Source organism: Streptomyces sp. ST2-7A (genome assembly GCF_021390475.1).
Taxonomy (GTDB): Bacteria; Actinomycetota; Actinomycetes; order Streptomycetales; family Streptomycetaceae; genus Streptomyces.
Genome location: NZ_JAJUWS010000016.1, coordinates 37,360 through 59,453, shown reverse-complemented (window position 1 = coordinate 59,453; position 22,094 = coordinate 37,360). Strand labels below are relative to the sequence as shown.

16 protein-coding genes are annotated in these 22,094 nt (G+C 75.6%); 9 read left to right on the top strand and 7 right to left on the bottom strand.

The window, feature by feature from the left end; all coding sequences use genetic code 11:
* Positions 1 to 240: 240 nt before the first annotated feature.
* The gene (locus tag LZF96_RS12125; protein ID WP_233870147.1) at positions 241 to 423 is read left to right on the top strand and encodes a hypothetical protein; all 183 of its coding nucleotides are present in this window, start codon (positions 241 to 243) and stop codon (positions 421 to 423) included.
* Positions 424 to 497: 74 nt separating this feature from the next.
* Positions 498 to 794, top strand: coding sequence for a DUF2335 domain-containing protein (locus tag LZF96_RS12120; protein ID WP_233870144.1), 297 nt, complete (start codon positions 498 to 500; stop codon positions 792 to 794).
* A gap of 51 nt (positions 795 to 845) precedes the next feature.
* Here LZF96_RS12120 and LZF96_RS12115 read toward each other — a convergent pair whose 3' ends face one another.
* From LZF96_RS12115 to purD, 4 genes are all read right to left on the bottom strand, one after another.
* On the bottom strand, positions 846 to 1,751 hold the full coding sequence (locus LZF96_RS12115) for a phosphoribosylaminoimidazolesuccinocarboxamide synthase (RefSeq protein ID WP_233870141.1): 906 nt from the start codon (positions 1,749 to 1,751) through the stop codon (positions 846 to 848).
* Positions 1,752 to 1,956: 205 nt separating this feature from the next.
* On the bottom strand, positions 1,957 to 3,528 hold the full coding sequence (locus LZF96_RS12110) for a N,N-dimethylformamidase beta subunit family domain-containing protein (protein WP_233870138.1): 1,572 nt from the start codon (positions 3,526 to 3,528) through the stop codon (positions 1,957 to 1,959).
* A 1,049-nt stretch (positions 3,529 to 4,577) separates the two neighbouring features.
* Positions 4,578 to 6,155, bottom strand: a complete 1,578-nt coding sequence (locus LZF96_RS12105) for a hypothetical protein (protein ID WP_233870135.1) — start codon at positions 6,153 to 6,155, stop codon at positions 4,578 to 4,580.
* Positions 6,156 to 6,429: 274 nt separating this feature from the next.
* On the bottom strand, positions 6,430 to 7,716 hold the full coding sequence (gene purD / locus LZF96_RS12100; RefSeq protein WP_233870132.1) for a phosphoribosylamine--glycine ligase: 1,287 nt from the start codon (positions 7,714 to 7,716) through the stop codon (positions 6,430 to 6,432).
* Positions 7,717 to 7,892: 176 nt separating this feature from the next.
* Between purD and LZF96_RS12095 the strand changes: the two genes are divergently transcribed.
* A complete protein-coding gene (locus tag LZF96_RS12095; RefSeq protein ID WP_233870128.1) occupies positions 7,893 to 8,681 on the top strand; it encodes an SLATT domain-containing protein in 789 nt (262 codons plus the stop codon).
* Between the two features lie 638 nt (positions 8,682 to 9,319).
* On the opposite strand, the gene LZF96_RS12090 is transcribed toward LZF96_RS12095, so the two are convergent.
* Positions 9,320 to 9,970, bottom strand: a complete 651-nt coding sequence (locus LZF96_RS12090; RefSeq protein ID WP_233870126.1) for a hypothetical protein — start codon at positions 9,968 to 9,970, stop codon at positions 9,320 to 9,322.
* 201 nt (positions 9,971 to 10,171) lie between these two features.
* The gene (locus LZF96_RS12085; protein ID WP_233870123.1) at positions 10,172 to 10,924 is read right to left on the bottom strand and encodes a GntR family transcriptional regulator; all 753 of its coding nucleotides are present in this window, start codon (positions 10,922 to 10,924) and stop codon (positions 10,172 to 10,174) included.
* Between the two features lie 76 nt (positions 10,925 to 11,000).
* Between LZF96_RS12085 and LZF96_RS12080 the strand changes: the two genes are divergently transcribed.
* The 5 genes from LZF96_RS12080 to LZF96_RS27015 all read left to right on the top strand — a co-directional run bounded on the left by LZF96_RS12080 (position 11,001) and on the right by LZF96_RS27015 (position 19,573).
* Positions 11,001 to 11,693: a DJ-1/PfpI family protein gene (locus tag LZF96_RS12080; RefSeq protein ID WP_233870120.1), complete on the top strand. Its 693-nt coding sequence runs from the start codon at positions 11,001 to 11,003 to the stop codon at positions 11,691 to 11,693.
* 113 nt (positions 11,694 to 11,806) lie between these two features.
* Positions 11,807 to 12,295, top strand: coding sequence for a MarR family winged helix-turn-helix transcriptional regulator (locus tag LZF96_RS12075; RefSeq protein WP_233870283.1), 489 nt, complete (start codon positions 11,807 to 11,809; stop codon positions 12,293 to 12,295).
* Between the two features lie 638 nt (positions 12,296 to 12,933).
* Positions 12,934 to 15,105: a serine/threonine-protein kinase gene (locus LZF96_RS27020; RefSeq protein WP_308294191.1), complete on the top strand. Its 2,172-nt coding sequence runs from the start codon at positions 12,934 to 12,936 to the stop codon at positions 15,103 to 15,105.
* A gap of 64 nt (positions 15,106 to 15,169) precedes the next feature.
* Positions 15,170 to 17,194: a serine/threonine-protein kinase gene (locus tag LZF96_RS12065; RefSeq protein WP_233870117.1), complete on the top strand. Its 2,025-nt coding sequence runs from the start codon at positions 15,170 to 15,172 to the stop codon at positions 17,192 to 17,194.
* Positions 17,195 to 17,392: 198 nt separating this feature from the next.
* Positions 17,393 to 19,573 carry a serine/threonine-protein kinase gene (locus LZF96_RS27015; protein WP_308294190.1) on the top strand — a complete coding sequence of 727 codons (2,181 nt, stop codon included), beginning with the start codon at positions 17,393 to 17,395 and terminating at the stop codon, positions 19,571 to 19,573.
* Positions 19,574 to 19,813: 240 nt separating this feature from the next.
* On the opposite strand, the gene LZF96_RS12055 is transcribed toward LZF96_RS27015, so the two are convergent.
* Positions 19,814 to 21,097: an adenylosuccinate synthase gene (locus LZF96_RS12055; RefSeq protein ID WP_233870114.1), complete on the bottom strand. Its 1,284-nt coding sequence runs from the start codon at positions 21,095 to 21,097 to the stop codon at positions 19,814 to 19,816.
* 147 nt (positions 21,098 to 21,244) lie between these two features.
* Between LZF96_RS12055 and LZF96_RS12050 the strand changes: the two genes are divergently transcribed.
* The gene (locus LZF96_RS12050) at positions 21,245 to 22,027 is read left to right on the top strand and encodes a diacylglycerol kinase family protein (RefSeq protein WP_233870111.1); all 783 of its coding nucleotides are present in this window, start codon (positions 21,245 to 21,247) and stop codon (positions 22,025 to 22,027) included.
* The last annotated feature ends 67 nt before the right edge of the window (positions 22,028 to 22,094 follow it).

Genomic DNA, 22,094 nt, shown 5'->3' with positions numbered 1-22,094 from the left:
TTCCGGGCCCACCGGGACCGCCACTCCTTCGGGTGACACCCCCACCTGCGGTGCCGTCACTCGGGTTGACGCGCCCCCCATCGTGAAAACGACCGGTTCCACCCCCTCCCGGGATAACCTTCGGTAGCTTCCCGGCTACCCACCGCGTGTAAGGGGTAGCTTTGCCGCAGGAGCACGAGCAGGAGGGCCGGGGGAATGAAGGGGGAAGCCGGGATGGCGTCACGGACCGTGTCGAGTCGGGTGTCCAACCTGACGACCGATCTGACCAGGGGTTTCGCCTCCCTGAACCTCGATCCGTCACCGGCTCTGCGGAGGTCTCGCAAGCGGACGGAGGCCCAACGACCGGTTCGGACGGCCTGGCGCACGGTCGGCCGGGCGATCCGCGAGGGCGTGAACAGCGTGGGGCGGTCGGTGCGGGGCTGAACGGCGGGGGCGGCCCCGAGACCGCCCGGCTGACCATCGAGCAGACGTGGGCGGGACCGCTGCCCGCCCCGGCGGTGCTGGACCAGTACGAGCGGATCCTGCCGGGTGCCGCCGAGCGCATCCTGCGGATGGCCGAGACGGTGGCCACCGGCAACATCCGGGTCTCCGAACGGCAGGCGGAGACGGAGATACGGACCGCGCTGCGGGGACAACTCCTGGCCGCGGCGCTGACGTTGATCGCCATGGCCGGGGCGAGCGGGTTCTTCCTCCTCGGCAACCAGGTCGCCGGGATCGCGCTGCTGTCCCTCCCGCTGCTGATGCTGATCCGCTCGTTCCTCACCCCTCCCGAACGGCGCCCGGCCGGGGAGTGAACCGGCCGGGCACGGACGGGTCGGTGCCCGGGCGCGTCGGTGCCGGCCGGGTCAGTCCCAGGCGAGACCGGTGAGCAGCCGGTACGCCTCGGTGTACCGCTCGCGGGTGCCGGCGATGACCTCCTCGGGCAGCTCCGGGGGCGGGGCGTCGCCGTCGCGGTCCCAGCCGGAGGCGGGCGAGGCCAGCCAGTCGCGGAGGTACTGCTTGTCGAAGGGCTGTTGGGGGCGGCCCGGCGCCCACTCCGACTTCAGCCAGAAGCGGGAGGAGTCGGGGGTCAGTACCTCGTCGGCAAGGACCAGCGGACCGTCCGGCGTCTCGCGGCCGAACTCGAACTTGGTGTCGGCGAGGATGATGCCCCGGTCGCGGGCGACGTCCCGGCCGCGCCCGTAGACCGCGAGGGTGAGCTGGCGCAGTTCGGCGGCGGTCTCCACGCCGACCCGGCGGGCCACCTCCTCGTGGGTGACGTTCTCGTCGTGGTCGCCGACCTCCGCCTTGGTGGCGGGGGTGAAGATGGGCGCCGGCAGCTCGGAGCCGTCCTCCAGGCCGGGCGGCAGGGCGAGGCCGCAGACGGTGCGGTCGCGGCGGTACTCCACCAGACCGGAGCCGGTGAGGTAGCCGCGCGCCACGCACTCGATCGGCAGCATCTCCAGCGGCCGGCACACCATGACCCGGCCCTCCCAGTCGGCGGGCGCGCCGGGGGGGACCTCGGTGGAGATCAGGTGGTGGGGGACCAGGTCGGCGAGCTGGTCGAACCACCACTGCGTCAATCGGGTGAGGATCCGGCCCTTGTCCGGGATCTCGGTGGGCAGAACCCAGTCGTAGGCCGAGACGCGGTCGCCGGCGACCATGACCAGCTCCCCCGCCTCGTTGCGGTAGAGATCGCGCACCTTGCCGGTGTGCAGGTGTTCCAGCCCGGGGACCCGGGCGGGCTGGGGCGTTTCCACGAATCCGGGCACGACGTTCTCCTGGGGAGAGGCGATGAGGCGGCCGACGCGGCCCACGAACGGCGCGCGTCGGGAGGTTTCGGAAACGCCATTGTCACCCGACGGCGCTTCCCCCGCCGCTCCGGGGCCGGGCCGCGGGCGTGGCCCGGGTCCGGATCCGACGGTCGGGGCCGGAACACCCGGGGTCCGGGCCGGAACGTTCCGGAACCAGGCCGGATCAGTCGTGCTTGCGGATGCGGTCGAGCAGGTTGGCGGTGGCGCGCCGGATCCGTTCGTCGGTGTGGTCGGGGCGGTCCAGGGCGGGTGACCAGGCGAAGGTGCCGGAGGCGAAGACCCACGCCCCGCTCGGCGCCCGGTACAGGGAGGTCTCCTGGTGGCGGGTCGCGCCGGCGTCGTCGCGGTACGGGGAGTGGGCGAGCAGGATCCGGCTCTCGTAGGGGGACAGCGGCACGCGGGGGGCGTAGCCGTCGGCCTCCCCGGCGACGAGGCCGGGCAGTTCCTCGCCCTCGGTGACACCGGTGCCCTCCCACAGCCAGTGGTGGGCGTTGCGGACCACCAGCGGGTGGGGACGCGGCACCCGTCCGAGGTACTGGAGGCCGAGCACGCCCTGCTCGGGCTCGCCCCGGTCGCGCCAGCGCGCGGACCGGCCGGGACCCCGGCGCTTGGCACAGGTCAGGAGACGGTCGGGGTCGCCGTTGGGCAGCGCGCCCAGTTCCACCTGCCAGTACATGGTGTTGGCGGAGAGGAAGACCAGGGAGGTGCCGATGTCGCGGGCGCGCTCGACGGCGCGGCGCATCGGGATCGACCAGTACTCGTCGTGGCCGGGGAAGATCAGGCCGCGGTGGTTCTCCGGACGGACCCGGCCGGCGTGCAGGTCGCGGGCGGTGGCGTAGGACAGGTCGTAGCCGTGCCCCTCGGCCCAGCGGATGACGTCGTAGGCGTGGCCGACGTGCAGGGGGAGGCCGGCCCCGGCGAAGGGGCGGTCGAAGCAGACGGTGGTGGCGGCGTCCCCCTCCCCCAGGAGCCGGCCGTCGGCGTCCCAGGCGTGGTAGAGGCTGGCGCCGGTGCGGCCGTTCTCCGGGAAGAGGTTGTAGGCCTGCCAGGTGATGTCGGGGAGCAGGAGCAGCAGGTCGGAGGGGCGCTCGTCGCGGACGGTGAAGGGGATGTGGGAGCGGTGTCCGCCGTCGACGGTGGTGAGTACCGCGACGTAGGCGCCGGGGCGCCAGTCGGCGGGTACGGGCAGCCGCCAGGAGAGCCACCAGTGATGGCAGCACACGGTGCGGTCGGCGATCAGGGGCGCGCTCTGGCTGGTTCCCATGAGGGTGGGGCTGCTGGAGACCTGCCGGGCCCCGACGCCGTCGTAGTGGCCGATGCGGTAGATGTCGATGGTGAATTTGCGGGGCGGGTTGACGGTGACGCGGAAGTCGATGGACTCGCCGGGGGCGACCGCTCCGACGGAGGAGTAGCCCTTGATCCGCAGGTCCACGTCGTCGGAGGTGTGGGGACCGCCGCGGTCGCCACCCCGGCGGGGGGCGGGGAGTCCGAGGGCGCGGGTGGGGACGCGGGAACCGGTCGGGAGGCCCGCGGCGCCGGATCCGTCGGCGTCGTCCGGGGAATTCGGATCGTCGGGGGAGTCCGGGGTGTCGACGTACCAGGGGACGACGCGACCGGTGTCGTCGAGGTACGTCTCACTGCCGCGGAGCCAGGGCAGCGGGCCCTGGCCGAACGGGTCGGTCACCGCGTGTGCCAGAGCCCCGGACTCCCAACGTCCACCGTTCCGCGTGCCCACGTGCCTGTTCTCCTTCTGTCACCTGCGGTCGGCCGTCCGTCCCGTTCGGCCGATCCGGCTCGTACGGAGAGGGCGACCGGTGGGGTTCCCCGCCACCGGTGTGGTGCGGGGGTGGCCCCCGGGCGGGGTCGGCCGGTTCCTCCGGCGCCCCGGGGCGCCGCCGCATCGCTTGCCGGCACCCCTCCCAGCACATCACACAATGCAAGCATCCCATCACCGCTCGTCGTGAATTGGCTGGAGGTGATCGCCAAGCGATCGCTTTCATACGAAATCTCACGGCGCACCCGGAACCCCCGAGGGGTGTGCCCTGCCCTCGCGGCACCGGCGAAGGGGAGTCGGAGGGGAGGTCCGGGAAAGGCCGGGAGGGGGCGTACCCACGGGCGGACGGAGGGGGATCGCGACTCCCGGAGGGTTGCCACGCCCAGTTTTCGTCCGGTTTTCAACCGGTATCCACAGGCGGACGCGGCGGGCGATGGGCGACGCCTCCCCGGAGCGCCACCACACCGAGCGATCGCCGTGACCCACCCCGCCGGGGTTCGGCGGGCGGCCCGCCCCGCCCGCCGGGCACTCCCTCCCACGTCGCCCGTGGAACGAAAGAGCGAATATGAACGGAGTGCGCGCCGGAGCGCGCTGGGCCGCCCGCGCCGTCGAACGGCCCCGTGCGCCGCCCCCGTGCGTCGGCCCCGGGGTGTGCGCGCCCCGGGCGCGGGCGTCGCGCCGAGAGCCGCGGCCTCCGGGCACCGGGCACCGGGGTCCCGCACCGCATCCCGCAATCCCGATCCCTCGGTCGGGTACCGACGCGGTTCTCCGTCCCGCCCGGGCGCCACGTCCCGTGTCCGGCCCCACGGCCTGCCCGCCCGTCGCCCCCCCTTCCACCCGGCGCCGACCCCCGTGCCCACTCCCGCCCCCGGACACCGACCCGCCCCGGCGCCCGCACCCCCGCAACCCCGCACCCCCGCACCCCCGCAACCCGGCACGGTCACCCTCCGGCACCGGCCCCCGTGTCGACCCCCGCGCCCGGAGACCGGCCCGCCCCGGCGACCCGGGCCTCAGACCAGGCGGAGCCGCCGGTCGGCGCGCACGCCCGCCGCGCCCAGCCAGGTGCGCAGCGGCCCCGGGTCGCCCTCGTCCACCAGTCGCTGCACCGAGCCCGTGAGATCCCGCCCGTGGGAGGCACCCGTCCCCCCGACACCCCGGCCCCCGGCCGGTCCGGTGGGCCCGTCGGGCCCCCCGGTCGACCGGGTCAGTACCGGTCCGTCCAACCAGTCCAGGCCGGGCGCCGCGTCGGTGGTGTCCACGGCCGCGCAGCAGACCGCCGCCGTGATGTGCTCCACCAGCAGGTCCCGGCCGGTGCTCGGCAGGTCCAACGGCTGCACCGGCGGCTCGACCGGCGGCCGGGCGGCCTCCTCGCGGGCGAGGGCGGCGCCGACCCGGGCGGCCAGCACCTCGGCCGCCTCCGGCCCGCCCGCCGACAGCCGGCGCAGCACCCCGGCCAGGGTGGGAACGCCCTCCCCCTCCAGCGCGCCGAAGAGCCGTTCCGCACGGTCCCGCCACAGCCGGTGGGTGACCTCGCGCGGGTACGTCTCCCAGCTGACCGGGGCCCAGCCGCCGCCGGGCGCGGGTGTGCCGTGGAAGATCCGGGCGGCCAGCAGGGAGATCTCGGCGTCCACCGCGCCCGGCTCATCGAGCAGGTCGCAGGCGGGGCGCTCGCCGAGGCGGGCGCCGGGCCCGCCGGTGAGTCGGTCACGGCGGGAGAGTTCGGTGAGGGCGGCCACCACCCCGGCGTTGAGCGCGGTCGGACGGCGCCCGGCCCGCCAGGCGGGAAGGATCACCCGGGTCAGCAGCCGGTCCCAGCCGGCGTAGGCGAGCCCGACCTGCTCGCGGGCGACCAACCGCAGGTGGTGGTCGACGGAGCGGGCCCGTTCGGAGGCGGCGGCGGCCACCCCGCGTTCCATCTCCGCCGCGTGCGGGGCGGCGGATCGCAGCAGGATCCGGGAGAGGCGGGCGGCCGGCCCGTCGAGGGGGCAGCCCGGGCCGGTGCGGTCGGACCGGGGCACCGAGGCCGCGTCCCAGCCGCGCAGGCAGCGGCGGGCGGCGGCGATGTCCGGGTGCGCGGCGGGGCCGGTGCCGGCGACCACGGGTGCCAGCAGCGCCCGCAGCTCGTCCACCCGCATCCACCACAGGAAGGGCGAGCCGATGACCAGGATCGGCCCGGGGGCCGCGTCCGGACCGCGCCGCGGGGGCTCCTCGAGCCAGCTGTCGCAGTCGGGGGTGAGGGCCACGGCGGCGGGCGCCGGGACCTCCAGGCGGGCCGCCAGGTCGCGTATCAGCCGGTACAGGTCGGGTGCCGCGTGCTCGGGCAGCGGCACGGTCGGGGTCACCGGGGGTCTGGCCCGGGCGATGACCGCGGCCAGCGCCGCCGCCAGGACGAGCGCGAGCGCGCCCACCCCCAGCAGGACCCATCCGAGGACCGCCAGGACCGGCGGGAGCCAGTCGGTGGCGACGGCGGAGAGCAGGACCGCGCCGCCGGCCGCCGGGGCCATGGCCACCGCGAGGGCGCCGTTGCGCACCCGCAGTACGGCCAGGGCGTGTTCCCGCGCACCGCGCGCGGTTCGCTGCTGCACCATCTGCTGCCCTCCGCTTCCGGGATCCGGTGTGCGGTGCCGGCGGACGGGTCGCCGCCGACCGGGCCGCCCGGGCGGGAACGGGGTCGTCCGGCGCGCGGCGCCGGACGACATCACCCCCGGGGGCGGCTCGTGCCCCCACTGTGGCACCGCACACCGACGACGCAATGTGCGATGGTCCGATCGCGCCGCACCATAGTGGCGGCGGGACCGCCCGTCAGCGGTACGGGTGGATGGTCACTCAATGGTGGGGCTTTGGGCATGGTTTCGCGGCGGTTCAGTCCGATTCGGCAGCCTTCGCCGCAATGTCGGTGCGGTAATGGGAGCCCTTCAGTCCGATCCGGCCCACCGCCCGGTAGGCCCGCTCCCGGGCCTCGGCGAGGTCGCCACCGGTGGCGGTGACGGACAGTACCCGGCCGCCCGCCGAGACCACCCGGCCGTCGTCCTCCCGCCGGGTGCCGGCGTGCAGCACCCGGGCGTGCGGGGCGTCCTGTTCCGCGACTTCCGCCAGGCCCTCGATCGGGTCACCGGTGCGCGGGGCGGCGGGGTAGTCCTCGGCCGCCACCACGACCGTCACGGCCGCGTCGTCGCTCCACCGCAGCGGCGGCAGGTCCGCCAACCGCCCCACGGCGGCGGCGTGCAGCAGCCCGGAGAGCGGGGAGAGCAGTCGGGCCAGCACCACCTGCGTCTCGGGGTCGCCGAAGCGGGCGTTGAACTCGATCACCCGCACCCCGCGCGAGGTGATCGCCAGGCCCGCGTAGAGCAGCCCGGAGAAGGGGGTGCCCCGACGCCGCATCTCGTCCACGGTGGGCCGCAGCACGGTCTCCAGCACCCGGTCGACCAGATCGTCGTCGGCCCACGGCAGGGGGGAGTAGGCGCCCATCCCACCGGTGTTCGGGCCCTCGTCGCCGTCCAGCGCGCGCTTGAAGTCCTGCGCCGGGCGCAGCGGCACCACGGTCTCCCCGTCGGCCACCGCGAACAGCGAGACCTCGGGACCGTCCAGGTACTCCTCGATCACCACCCGGCCGCAGGCCAGGGCGTGCTCGCGGGCCGCCTCCCGGTCCCCGGTGACCACGACGCCCTTCCCGGCGGCCAGACCGTCGTCCTTGACCACGTAGGGGGGGCCGAAGGCGTCCAGCGCCGCGTCCACCTCCGCGGCGGCCGTGCACAGCCGGGCCTGCGCGGTGGGCACCCCGGCGGCGGCCATGATCTCCTTGGCGAACGCCTTGCTGCCCTCCAGACGGGCGGCGTCGGCCGACGGCCCGAAGACGGCGAAGCCGGCCTCCCGCAGGGCGTCGGCCACCCCGGCCACCAGCGGGGCCTCCGGACCGATCACCACGAGGTCGGCGCCGACGCGCCGGGCCAGGTCGGTGACGGCCGCGCCGTCCACCGCGTCCACCGCGTGGACCCGGGCCACCTCGGCGATGCCGGCGTTGCCGGGCGCGCAGTGCAGTTCGTCCACCGCCGTGGACCCGGGCCGGCCGCCGGGGGCGGGCAGTTCACGGGAAAGCGCGTGGCACAGGGCGTGTTCGCGGGCACCGCCGCCGATGACAAGGATCCTCACGGGGAGACAGCCTATCGCCGCCCCGACGACCACCCGGCTGCCACTCTTTTGGGTGAGGGGCGAAGACACCTATACCCGATGTGACGGGGATTCCGGAAGGTTTCCCCCCGAAAACCACATCGCGGACCCCCGATCGGCGGTAAGAAAGGGTCTCCACGTTGTAGGGAGTGACACGGGTGAGTCAGCCGGAGAAGGGACCCGAGGGCGGTCCGGAGGGCCGGGCCGGGGGCCTCGCGGGTGCCCGGGAGGGCCGGCGGCGGGGGGACCTGACGAGCGGCCCCTTTCCGCACGGCGACTGGGGCGAGCCCGCGGCGCGCCTCGACGAGCTGTACCGCCGCGTGGAGGGTGAGGCGCTGCGGACCGTGGAGTGGTACCTGACCGACCGCCGCGGGAAACGGGGCGCGGCGCGGGCCCTGCGGCTGGGCTCGGTGCTGGGTGCCGCGGCGGGGCTCGCGCTGCCGCTGCTGGAGGCCGTCGGCGTCGCCGGGGTGGGCCCCTGGGGGTACCCGCTGCTGCTCGGCGCGGTCGCCTGCCTGGCCTGCGACCGCTGGTTCGGCCTGACCTCGGGGTGGATGCGGGACGTCGCCACCGCGCAGGCGGTGCAGCGACGGCTGGAGGCGCTGCGGTACGAGTGGGCGACGGAGAGCGTGCGCGAGGCGTTGGGCCCGACGGAGGGCACGGCGGGGGAGGCGGCCGAACGCTGCCTCGGCGTGCTGCGGCGCTTCTCCGAGGACGTCACGGAACTGGTGCGTGCCGAGACCGCCGACTGGATGCTGGAGTTCCGGGGCGGGGGGACGGCGCTGCTCACGCAGACCACCACCGCCGCGGCGGCCGGTGGCGGGGGCGGCGGCCGGGAGGAGGGGCCGCCCGGTGGCCGGGTGGCGGTGGGCCGCTTCCCGTCGCAGCCGCCGGGGGCGCGGCCGACCATGCCGCGCCAGCGGCCCCCGGAGGGACCCCGCCTGTAGGGCGGGTGGGGAACTCGCGGGCGCTCCGCCGGTTCGGGAGGGCCGGCGGGCCCGGCCGCGACCGGGCCACGACGATGCCCGGCGCCCGGCCCCCGGATCGGGCCGGGAACGGCGGGGCTGCCCGCGCCGGGCGCGCGCGGAACGACACGCGCCCCGGGGCGCGTGTCCGTCGATCCGACAATGCCTCGATCCGCCATCGCGCCCCCGATCGCACGCGCGATCACACCTCGAACGTCCGGTCGGAGGCGCCGGGAACGCGGCGGGGTGCCACCCCGCTCCCGGCGGGTTCCCGACATCGGGCGCACCCACCGGACCACCGACGTGCGCCGAACCATCCGCCGCGCGGGAGAACGGAGGTCGGGAAAGGTCGCCGGATACCACCGAACCCCCGGCGCACTCCCGACCCACCGTGCCCCGACCATCCGCCGCACGGGAGGGCGGAGGTCGGGAGGGACCGCCGGGGCCACCGGGCCACGGACCGGCCCGCCACGCGCCCGGGCGGGGAACGCGGCGGGGTGCCACCCCGCCCCCGGCGGGTTCCCGGAATCCGACTCGCACCGCCGCCCGCGATCGCACCGTCGGGCTGTCGGGCCGCCGGAGTCCCGGGGACGCCGAGGTCACCGGGACACCCCCGGCCGCTAGCCGAAGACGATCATCGACCCCTGGGCGAGACTGCGGGTGGCGGCGGCGTGCAGGCCCAGCCACACGTGCCGCTCCCCCGCGAAGGGCCCCGACTCGTGGGTCGGCGCCGCCGCCGGCTCGTCCAGCGAGGTCGGCCGGACCGGCGCGGGCGGGGTCGGCGGCGGGTTGGTCGGGTCGATCCCGATGGCGGGGGCGACCGTCTCCAACTCCCGCAGCAGCCCGTGCGAGGAGCCCAGCGGCCCCCCGCCGGCCAGCAGCGCGTCGGTGACCAGCGGTTGCGGGAAGTCGACCGGGACGTACGCCCCCGCGTGATCGAAGTGCCAGACCAGGTGCGACCGCTGCGCCGCCTCCTCGAACATCTCGAGCAACTGCTGGTAGTCGCCGTCCATCCGTTCCGCCGGCTCCACCGGCAGTCCGCTGATCACCAGCAGGTAGGCGCGGCGCAGCAGGTGCAGGGCGGCGTAGTCGAAGCCCGCCACCGGCGCCACGTCGCCGGTCATGCCCGGCATGTAGGCGTAGATCGGCACGGTGGGCAGGCCCGCTTCGGTCAGGGCGCGGTCGAAGTCGGCGAGTTCGTCGGCGAAGGGGTTGTCGGGGCTGTGGCACAGCACATCGACGAGGGGGACCAGCCACAGGTCACAGGCCACGTAAAAGGCTCTCTCTCGCGGGAATCCTCGGAACGGACGGGCGGGACGGGCGGACCGGGGTCGGACGCCGCGCACCGGGGCGGAGCCAGCGTAGGCCCCGTGCCCCCTCCGGCGCGCGCCGGACCGGCCGGCTCGTCGCCGGAGTCCCCGGCTTCGCTTCCCGGGCCGTTTCCCGACCCTTCTTCCCGCGGGCCGGCCCGCTCAGCCCTTCGGGGACGAATCCGGTGCGCCGGATTCCACCCCGGGGTCCCCGCCGAGCCGGGCGAGGGCGAGGAAGCTGTGGTGGAGGACCCCCAGCTGTTCCTCGATCGCGGCGGTGTCGCGGCGCTCGACGGCCTCGGTCAGCTCGGGGTGGCCGGACCACAGCCGGCCGCGCGGGCCGGTGGTTCCGCGCAGTCGGGGCACCACGAAGGCCCAGCACCGCACCCGCAGCCGGTCCAGGAACTCGGCCAGGTAGGGGTTGCCGAGCAGGGCGGTCAGTTCGCGCCAGAAGCGCAGGTCGTAGGCGACGAGGATGTCCAGGTCGCCGGCGAGCGCGGCGTCCCGGGCCGCGACCGCGCGCCGTCGCACGGAGGTCATCGCCTCGGGCGAGCGCACCGCCGGGTCGGGTTCGGAGGGGGGGCGGACGATCGGCGAGCGGGTCGCCCGCACCACGCCCTCGCCGACCAGGGCCCGGGCCTCGAGCATCCGCGCGAAGTCGTCGAAGGAGTAGGCGTGCACCCGGAAACCACGGTGCTGTCGGGTCTCCAACAGCCCCTGGGCGGTGAGGTCCACCAGCGCCTCACGCACCGGGGTGGCCGAGACGCCGTACTGCTCGGCGATCTCCCGCACGGTGAACTCCCTGCCGGGAGCGAGCCGCCCGGCGAGGATTTCGTCGCGCAGGGCCTCGGCGAGCTGTTCCCGCAGGGTGCTCCGTCGAATCACGCGGCCCAACCCTACCCCCCACTCCTCCATTGACAACACACTACCAAAATGGCAATCTGTTGTCATTATATGAATCCCGCGCTTTCCTCGACTCCGGGAGCTTGTCGTGACCACCCCGCCCACACCCCCGTCCCCCGCCGACCCGGCGAGCGGCGGGCGCCCCCGCGTCGTCCACCTCGCCGTGTACCCCGGACTCGCCGACTGGGAGTACGGCCACGCCATCGCCGAGCTCGCCCGCCGGGGGTACCGGGTGCGCGCCGTCGGCCCGGACACCGCCCCCGTCACCACCCTCGGCGGCGTCCGCCTGCTGCCCGACCTCCCCCTGGCCGACCTGCGGCCGGAGGACAGCGCCCTGCTACTGCTATCCGGCGCGGACGCGTGGGATGACCCCGAGGCGCTGGCGGGTTTCGCCCGAGCCGCCCGGCGCTTCCTCGACGCCGGCGTCCCGGTGGCGGCCATCTGCGGCGCCGTGGCCGGCCTGGCCCGCGAGGGACTGCTCGACGGACGCGCCCACACCGGCGCCGCCGCCGAGGTCCTCGCCGCCGTCGGTTACGCCGGCGGGGACCGCTACCGCGACGCCGACGCCGTCACCGACGGAGACCTGGTCACCGCCGGCCCCACCGACCCCGAGGCGTTCGCGCGCGAGACCCTCGCCCGACTCGGGGCGGCGGAGGGCGAGGAACTGGACGCCTGGTTCCGGCTGTACGCCCACTCCGACCCCACCGCGTACCCGGTCCTGGCCGCCGCCGTGGCCCGCCGGGCGGAAGCCGGTGGGGCGGCGGACGGGAACGTCCGTTGACGGCCACGACCGACCCCGCCGACCGGCCCGGGGAACGATCCGCCGACCGACCCGCCCCGGGCGCGCCCCGCGCCGGCGGGGCGACCGGGACGAACCTCCCGCCCGCCCCCGACCTGCTCAGTGCCTGCGCTCTCGGCGTCTTCCGGCTCAACGGCCGGTTCCTCGCCGTGTCGGAGGAACTGGCCCGTCCGGTCGGCCTGACCGCCGCCCGTTGGCAGGTGCTCGGCGCCGTGCTCCACGAGCCGCTGTCGGTCGCCGGGATCGCCCGGGAGATGGGCGTCAGCCGGCAGGGCGTGCAGCGGTTGGCCGACGCCCTGGTCACCGACGGCCTGGCCGGCTGGGAGCCGAACCCCGCCCACCGGCGGGCCAAACTGCTGACCGCCACACCGGCGGGTCTGGAGGCGGTGCGACACATCGACCCCGACCACGCGGGACTGGCGGAACGCCTGTGCGCCGCGCTGGGTGGCCCCGAGCGCTTCGCCGAGGTGGTCGGGGCCCTGGACCGTCTCGGCCGGGCCCTGGAGACCGCCGCCGAAACCCGCCCGACCGCCGGTACCGGCGGAAGCGCCGCCCGGGCGGGGACCGCGTCGGAACCTCCGTGACCACCGCGACCACCACGACGCCCGAAGCCTCCTGACACCCCGCCGGGAGCCGGCGCCGACGAGGCCCGGGCCCACGACCGGCGAGGACCGGCGAAGACCGGCGACTCCCGGCATCGGAAGGAACACGACCGGCGTGCCCCGGCGACCACCGAACCCGGGTGGGAGCCGGCCGAGCCCTCGGGCCCACGACCGGCGAGGACCGGGAAGACGTGCGGCCGGTGGGCCCCACTCCGGCACGTACCGGCGGGGGCGGCACGTACCGGCGCCTCCCGGTACCGGGAGGAACATGCCCGGCACGCCCCGGCGAGGCCCACGACCGGCGGGGGCGGGGGCCTCGACCGACACACCTCGCCGGGAGCGGGGACCGACACCGGCGGGCCGGCCGGTTTCCGCCGTCGGCCCGGACCGCACCGCCGGGAACAGATCGCCCGGAAACCGGGATCCGGGCGGGCGTATCGGCGTCGGACCCGGGGGCCTATTCTCCTGTGTGCGCCGGGAGACGGCCCGGCGTGCCCGGGGAGAGTCCGGCCGACCGCAACCGCGCGGCCGGCCGAATCGTCCCACTCACCGGATACCGGACCACGACCGAATCCGCCGGGGACGCCCGGCACCGCACCGCCCGGGGGAGATCGCCGCGCATGGAGCCACTGACGCCCGACGATCCCCGCGCCATCGGTGACTACCGCCTGATCGCCCGTCTCGGCGAGGGCGGGATGGGCAACGTCTACCTGGCGCGTTCGCCGCGCGGTCGGACCGTGGCCGTCAAGACGATCCGTTCGGTCCTCGCCGGGGAGCCCGACTTCCGACACCGGTTCGCGCAGGAGATCACCGCCGCGCGCCGGGTCGGCGACGCCTGGACCGCGCCGGTGCTGGACGCCGACCCGGACGCGGAGGTGCCCTGGGTGGCCACCGGCTACATCGCCGGGCCCTCCCTGCACGACGTGGTGACGGGGGGTCACGGCCCGCTGCCCGAGCGGTCCGTGCTGATCCTCGCGCACGGTCTGACCCGGGCGCTGGGCGCCATCCACGGCGCCGGCCTGATCCACCGTGACCTCAAGCCGTCGAACATCCTGCTGACCATCGACGGCCCGCGGGTCATCGACTTCGGCATCGCCCGGGTGCTGGAGAGCACCGCGCCGGGGGTGACCCGCACCGGTTCCACCGTCGGTTCGCCGGGCTTCATGTCCCCCGAGCAGGTGCGCGGCCGGACCCTCGCCCCGGCCTCCGACATCTTCTGTCTCGGCTCGGTGCTCGCCTACGCCGCCACCGGCCGTACCCCCTTCGGGCGGACCGACAGCGGGCTGCACGTACTGCTCTTCCGGGTGGCGGAGGAGGAGCCGGACCTCGACGACCTCCCCGGGGAACTGCGGGGGCTGGTCGCGGACTGCCTCGCCAAGGATCCGGCCGCGCGGCCGGGCGCCGAGGCGCTGGCCGCGCGCACCGCCCCGGTCGCCGAGGCATCCCGGGAGCCGTGGCTCCCCGGTGCGCTGATCGCCCAACTCGGTCGTCACGCGGTGGAGTTGCTCAACTCCGAGGATCCGATGACGGGGGCCGCACCGGTCGCGGGCCCGACGCCCGCCCCGCCGTCGCCCCCGGCCGGCCCGGCAACCCCCTCCGGATCGGTGACACCGCCGCCCGGTGCCCCGTTCGCACCGCCTGTGCCCGGCACGACCCCACCCGGTGCCCTGCCGGCCGCGCCCGCACCCGGCGGCACCCCCGCCTCGGGCCATCCCGCCTCGGGCGACCCGTTCCCCGCGCCCGGTACCCCGCCGCCCGGCGCCACCCGCCCGCACGACCCGCGCCTGGCCGCCGGCTACGGCTATCCCGGCCCCGCCGGCGGCCACGGACAGCCGCCCGGCGGGTACGGCTACCCGCACGCCGGGGGCGGGTTCGGCCCGCCGCTGCCGTCCGGTGGCCCGACCCATGGCACCGGCGGCACGTTCGCCGGGACGCCCGGCGCCGGTGGGAGACGGCGCGGCGCGATCGTCGCCGCGGTGGTGGTCATCGGTGTCGTGCTCGCCGGCGCCGGTGTCGCCCTCGGCAACTGGTTCGTCAACCGCGACTCCGGCGCGGTGCCCGGCTCCTACCTCGGCGCCTGGCAGGTCGAGGTGCGCGAGGGCGACGACCGCGCCCTGGAGGAGTACACCGATCGTGGCGCCGACCCCGAGCCGGGCGGTTTCGTCGGCGCGGTCCAGTTCACGCTGGAACAGGGCGAGGCGGGCGAGGCCATCGGTACCTCGCTGCTGCTCTCCCCCGACGTGCTGTGCGCCCGGGAGGTGGTGCTGCGCGAGGCGGACGGGGACGGTCTGGTCATCGAGCAGCGGGCCGGCTGGAGTGTCCCCGACGACAGTTGCCTGCGAAACGACGGCGGGCGGGAGAGGTTGCGGCGCGACGCCGACGGCACCCTGGTGTGGGTGGCGGACGATGTCGAGTACCGGATGACCCGCACCGGCGACGCCGGGGCCGAGGCCGTGCCGAGCGAACTGCTGGGCGAGTGGCGAACCGACGACGAGGGCTTCACGGAGAACCTGGTCATCTCCCGGGGCGCGCCGGGCGAGCGGGTCACCGACTGGCGCACCGAGGAGGACGGTGAGGTCTGCCGCTACACCAACCATCTGGTGTACGCCACGACCGACGACACCCGCACCCGGCTGGTGCTGGGCCCGGACGAGGTCCTGGAGGGCGAGGAGGAGGACTGCCCCGGCTTCCCCTCCTACGAACTCCTGTTGGACGCCGACACCCCGGACGACATCGAGATCGTCTGGTCGAACGCGCCCGACGAGTCCTACACGATGGCGCGGGTGGACTGACCCCGCCCGGCACGCGCGATCGGCACCGGGGACGGAAGAGACGGGGACGGAGGGGAGCGACGCCATGGAGCCCGACACGGGGGACGAACCGCGACGGGCGGGCCCCCACCTCCTGCTGCGCCGGTTGGGTTCCGGCGGCATGGGCGGCGTGTACCTGGCCCGGTCGCGGGACGGGCGCGCGGTCGCCGTCAAGCTGATCCACCGACGGTTCGCCGACCGGCCGGAGTTCCGCGAGCGGTTCCGCCGGGAGGTGGCGGCGGCCCGCCGGGTGGGCGGGCGCTGGATCGCGCCCGTGCTGGACGCCGACACCGAGGCCGAGGTGCCCTGGGTGGCGTCGGAGTACGTGCCCGGGCCGACCCTGCGGGAGGTGGTCGCCGGGCCGCACGGGCCGCTGCCCGCCGGAGCGGTCCTCACCCTGGCGGACGGCCTGGCCCGGGCGCTGCGCGACATCCACGCCGCCGGACTGGTCCACCGCGACCTCAAGCCCTCCAACGTCCTGCTGACCGCCGAGGGCCCCCGGGTCATCGACTTCGGCATCGCCCGCGCGGTGGGGACGCCGGCGGGGGAGGCGACGGGTGAGGTGTTGACCGACACCGGTGCGGTGATCGGCTCGCCGGGCTTCATGTCCCCCGAGCAGTGCCGGGGCGAACGCCCGGGCCCCGCCTCGGACGTCTTCTGCCTCGGTTCGGTGCTCGCCTTCGCCGCCACGGGACAGGGCCCCTTCGGGCCGGCGAGCGCCTCGACCCCTCTGCTGATGCTGCGCGTCCTGCGCGACGAGAAGGACCTGGCCGGGGTACCGGAGGGCGTGCGGGAACCGGTGGAGAGCTGCCTGGCCCCGGACCCCGCCGACCGCCCGACACCGGAGGAGATCACGGCGCTCACCGACCGGGGCGGGCTGTGGGAGCCGGGCGGCGGGCCGTGGCTGCCGGAGCCCTTCCTCTCGGAGGTCCGACGGGCGGCCGACGAACCGGCGGGCGAACCGGCCGGGAAACCGGCCGTCCCGGCACCCGTGCCCGTCCCGCCGATGCCGCCGCACGCCCCGGGCGCGTTCGGGGCCGCCCCGCACCCGGCGTACGCGCCGTGGACCCCGGCGCCCGGTTCCGCCGGTGCCCCGGCCCCCGCATCGGCCCCCGTGCCGGGCGGGAGCGGCGGTGCGCGCCGGCCGTGGCCGGTGCTGCTCGGCGCGGTGGCGGCCGTGACGCTGCTGGTGGTCGGCGCGGCGCTGCTGCCCGGACTGCTCTGGGAATCCGGCTCGTCCGGAACACCGGCCGGCTCGGGAGGCGTTCCCTCCGACCACGTGGACGGGCCCGACGCCGGCGCCACGACCGAACCCGTACCCGACGGCGGCGACGACGATCCCGGTGAGGGCGACGACGGCGAGGAGGCGGGGCACATGGTGACCCTCCCCGCCGGCATGCTCGGCGCCCGGCAGGGCACGACCGCCGACGACGCCGAGGGAGACGGGACCGTCCGCCTGGAGCTGGCGCCCGACGGCACCCGCCGTTCCGTCGGCACGGTGTGGATCGCCGGCGCCCGGACCCTGTGCGTCGGGGACCTCCGGCCGACCGGCGTCACCGACGGGGACGCGACCCTGGAGGTGGAGACCACCTTCACCGAACGCCTCCCGGAGACCGGTTGCCCGCCCGACGGGCCGTACACCGTCACCGCCGGAGGGAACGGAACGCTCACGTGGAGGGGCCCCGACGACGGTCCGGGCGTCGTCCTGTCCCCCGCCCCGGACGCCGGGTCCGAGGAGGCGGTGCCCGCCGCGCTGTTGGGCACCTGGGGCCACGACGAGCCGGACGCCGAACACCGCCTCACCGTCGAACAGGGGCCGGTCGGCGAGCCGTTGTTGACCTGGGGGGAGGGCGGTCCCGATTACCGGTGCGCCTCGGAGCTGACGCTGATCGCGGTCTCCGCCGATGGCGGGGAGGCGGTGTTCGGTCCGAGCGCGGTGCGGGAGGCCGATCCCAAGACGGCCTGTTCGGACGCCCACCTGCCCTCCGTCCGGCTCACCGCCGACGGGGAGTTGATGACCCTGTACCGGGCCGACGGCGGCGAGCCGTGGCCCTTCCTGCTGATGCCCTGACCGCTCCGACAGTGACGGCGGCAGTGACGGCGATCCGACGCCGGTCCCGTACCGGTTCCGGCGCCGATCCCCGCACCTGCGGAGGGCGCCGCGCCGCGCCGGGGTACCCGGGTGCGATCGCGGATATCGGCGCCCCGAAACCCCGGCTTATGCTCTGGACCGACGCGACAACGAGGGGGACCCGGAAATGAGACCGCGATGAAACCGCTGGGCGAGGGGGACCCCCGGCGGGTGGGGCCGTACCGGCTCCTCGGCCGCCTGGGGGCCGGCGGCATGGGCAGCGTCTACCTGGCGCGTTCCGACCGGGGGCGCACGGTCGCCGTCAAGCTGGTGCACGCCGAACTGGCCCGGCAGTCGGACTTCCGCGTCCGGTTCCGGCAGGAGGTGGCGGCGGCCCGCCGGGTCGGCGGGCGCTGGACCGCGCCCGTGCTGGACGCCGACACCGAGGCCGAGGTGCCCTGGGTCGCCACCGGTTACCTGGTGGGCCCCTCCCTGCAGGAGGTGGTGGCCGCCGAGTACGGGCCGCTGCCGGAGCGCACGGTCCTGGCTCTGGCCGACGGTCTGGCCCGGGCGTTGCGCGACATCCACGCCGCCGGGCTGGTCCACCGCGACCTCAAGCCCTCCAACGTCCTGCTCACCCTGGACGGCCCCCGGGTCATCGACTTCGGCATCGCCCGCGCGTTGGAGGGCGCCACCACCGGGTTGACCGCGACCGGGGCGGTGATCGGCTCGCCCGGTTTCATGTCCCCCGAGCAGTGCCGGGACGAGCCGCTGACGGCCGCCTCGGACATCTTCTGTCTGGGCTCGGTGCTCACCTTCGCCGCCACCGGGCGCGGTCCGTTCGGCTCGGGGAGCAGCGCCGTGCACGCGTTGATGCTGCGCATCGTGCAGGACGAGAAGGACCTGGACGGCGTGCCGGAGGGCGTCCGGGAGCTGGTGGAGACCTGCCTGGCCCCCGACCCCGCCGACCGTCCGGACGTCGAACGGTTGTTGGAGCGGACGGCGGCGGCCGGCATCGCCCCGCCGGACGACCAGGCGGAAGGCACCACGACCGGCGCGGCGCCGGTGCGCGGCGGCGAGCCGTGGCTGCCGGGCGCGCTGGTGGCCTCGCTCGGGCAGCGGGCGGTGCGCCTGCTGGACAGCGAGGACCCCGACGAGCCGGACGCGCCCGGGGCGTACGCCGCCGGGAACGGCGGCACCCCACCGGGCGGAACGCCGCCGGCCGGGCCCTACTCCCCCGCCGGGTTCTTCGGCCCCCCGGCCGGAACCCCGTCCGGACCCGGTACTCCGCCGGGCGGGTACGGCACGCCTCCGGGCGGATACGGCGTCCCGACGGTCGGGCCGGGTGGCTTCGGCGCGCCGCCCCAGCGCCCCACCGCACCCGCCGGGGCTCCCGGTCCGGACAAGCCGGCCCGTCACCGCCGGATGCTCTCCGTCGCGCTCGCCGTCGTCCTGGTGGTCGGCGGCGGCGCGTTGACCGCACGCCTCCTGGGCTCGAACTCCGCCGGCGCCGACCAGGGCGCCGGCGGGAGCGGGGCCCCCGGCGACGCGGACGGCGGTGACACCACCGACGGCACGGACGCCGACAACCCGGACGACGCCGGGGACACCGGGGATGACGACCCGGAGTACGACGACGAGGAGCACGAGAACGTCGTCGACGAGCTGTTCATCGGCTCCTGGGAGGGACGGATCGTGGACGCCGACGGTGAGACCACCAACCGTCGCCTCCGCCTGGACATCGTCCCCTCCGCGATCGACGAACCGGCGGTGTACTCGATGGTGGTCTCCCCCACCGTGTACTGCCAGGGCACCGCCTGGCTGGTGGAGTCCGAGGGCACGACCCTGACGGTGGACAACGACGGCGAGCGGGAGGTCCCCGATCCCGAGTCCTGCCCCTCCAACCAGGAGCACCTGCTCATGGAGGCCGGGACGGACATCCTCCTGTGGGAGGACACCCACCGGGACATGTCCGCGCAGTTGAGGCCGGTCGCCGCCGGGAGCGCGGAGAACCCCGACAGCGCGGTGCCCGAATCGCTGCTCGGCATGTGGGGGTATGAGGACGAGGAGTGGAACCGCTCCTACCTCCTGACCTTCGAGGAAGGTCTGCCCGGTGACATGTCGGCCACCTGGGACTACTGGGTGGACGGGGACACCGCCGTCGAGTGCACCTGGGAGCACGCCCTGTTCTCCCTCGACCCGGAGAAGAACGAGCTGATGTTCGGCCCGAGCCTGAACGTCCACGCCGAGCCGGCCGGCTACTGTCCCGACGGGCAGTTCCCCTCCTTCGTGGTCGGTGAGCCGGACGGTGACCGGCTCACCCTGACCGTGCACCAGGGCCCGGGCGAGGAGTGGGAGTTCACCCGCGCCGGCGACTGATCCCCCGGGCTCCGGGACGGGCGCCCCGGAGGCGTCGGGGGTGCCCGGGGCTCGCCGCGCCGGGGACGTCTCCGCCCGGTACCGGCGAACCCACCCGGGTATCGGCCGATGGCCGTGGCCCCCTCCCCCGCTCCGGCTACCGACCTGCCGACACCGGAGCCGCCGGAAACGCGGCGGGGCGGGGACCCCACGGGACCGCCCCCCCCCGGTTGCGGGCGATCCCCCGGCCGACTCAGCCGCTCACAGGAAGGAGCGCAGCTGGATGGTCTCGTCGCGTCCCGGACCCACACCGATGGCGGAGATCGGCGCCCCCGACATCTCCTCCAACGCCTTGACGTAGGCGCGGGCGTTGGCCGGCAGGTCCTCCAGGGTCTTCGCCCCGGTCAGCGGCTCGCTCCACCCCGGCAGGTACTCGTAGATCGGCTTGGCGTGGTGGAAGTCGGTCTGGCTGTACGGCATCTCGTCGACCCGACGGCCGTCGATCTCGTACGCCACGCACACCGGGATGCGCTCCCAGCCGGTGAGCACGTCCAGCTTGGTGAGGAAGAAGTCGGTCAGGCCGTTGACGCGGGTGGCGTAGCGGGCGATGACCGCGTCGAACCAACCGCAGCGCCGGTCGCGGCCGGTGGTGACGCCGAACTCGCCGCCGATCCGGCGCAGCGCCTCGCCGTCCTCGTCGAGCAGCTCGGTCGGGAACGGACCGGCGCCCACGCGCGTGGTGTACGCCTTGAGGATGCCGATCACCCGGTCGATGCGGGTGGGCCCGACACCGGCGCCGGTGCAGGCGCCGCCGGCGGTCGGGTTGGAGGAGGTCACGAACGGATAGGTGCCGTGGTCCACGTCCAGGAGGGTGCCCTGGCCGCCCTCGAAGAGGACGACGCGGCCCTCGTCGATGGCGCGGTTGAGGATCAGGGTGGTGTCGGCGACGTACGGCTCCAGCCGCTCGGCATGCCGCAGCAGCTCCTCCATCACGGAGTCCACCGAGATGGCCCGCCGGTTGTAGAGCTTGGCGAGGACCTGGTTCTTGAAGTCGAGGGCCGCCTCGACCTTCTGCCGCAGGATCGACTCGTCGAAGAGGTCCTGGACCCGGATGCCGACCCGGTTGATCTTGTCGGCGTAGGCGGGGCCGATGCCGCGCCCGGTGGTGCCGATCTTCCGCTTGCCCAGGAAGCGCTCGCTGATCTTGTCCACGGTGGTGTGGTACGGGGTGATCAGGTGGGCGTTGCCGCTGATCAGCAGCTTGCCGGTGTCGATGCCGCGCCGTTCCAGACCGGCCAGCTCGGTGAGCAGCACCTCGGGGTCCACGACCACGCCGCCGCCGATGACGGGGGTGCAGTTCGGGGAGAGGATCCCGGACGGAAGCAGGTGGAGGGCGTATTTCTCGTCGCCGACGACCACCGTGTGACCGGCGTTGTTGCCGCCCTGGTAACGGACCACGTAGTCGACGGAACCACCGAGCAGGTCGGTGGCCTTGCCCTTGCCCTCGTCACCCCACTGAGCGCCGAGCAGCACAAGTGCGGGCACAGGCGTACACCCCTTCCGGGCGGGGCATCTCACAAGCAGACTGCCCCGGATCGACGAAACCCCTGACGCAATCGCGACAGGGGCTCTTGCACCGAGAGTTTACGGGACCGGTGCCCCGGGGGTGAACAGCTGCCGGGAGGCGGAGAGGTGCTCATCGTCATCGACCCGGTCGCCAGACGTGTGGACGGGGAGTCGGTGCGCATCGCGCGTGACGTGCTCTGCGCCGGCGTGGACGACGCCCGGGTGTGCCTGCTGGAGCCGGACCGTCCGGGCTCGATGGCGAGGGCCCTGGCCCGCCGGGGCGGGCGTCGGGTGGTGGTCGTGGGTGACGACCGGGCGTTGCTGTGGGCGGTGCGGCTGCTGCACGGCCGCGGTGAGCTGGACGGCCACCCGCTGGGGGTGGTGCCGGTGGGCCCGGCGCCGACGGTGGCGGTGGCGCGGTCGCTGGGGGTGCCGCCGGACCCGGTGCGTGCCTCCCGTGCGGTGCTGCACGGCCCGGCGCGGCCGGTGGACGCGTTGGAGGACGACGCGGGCGAACTGGTGCTGGGGGTGCTGGGCATCCCGGCCCCGACACCGAGCACGGTGCCACCGCCGCGTTCCTGGTGGCGGCCGGCCCGGCGGCCCGAGCTGCCCCCGCCGCCGACGCAGCGGCTGCGGGTGGAGGCGGACGGGAAGGTGCTGGCGGACCTGGACCGGCCGGTGCGGCAGGTGTCGCTGTCGGCGGAGGACGGGCTGGCGGCGGTCGTGGTGCGGCCGGGCAGCGGGGCCCCGGCGGTGGTGGCGCGGGCGAAGCGGGTGACGGTCTCCGGGCCGGGGTTCAGCTACCGGGCGGACGCCGGTGACCGGGGCCCGGAGCGCCTCCGCACCTGGCGGGCCCGGCCGGGCGCGATGCGGCTTTCGCTGCCGGCGGTCCGGGCCGAACGGGTCTGACCGGAGCGGCGCCGGGTGGGTCCGACGCCGGGGTCCCGGGGGTCCGGCCGGCCCGGGCCGGCGCCGC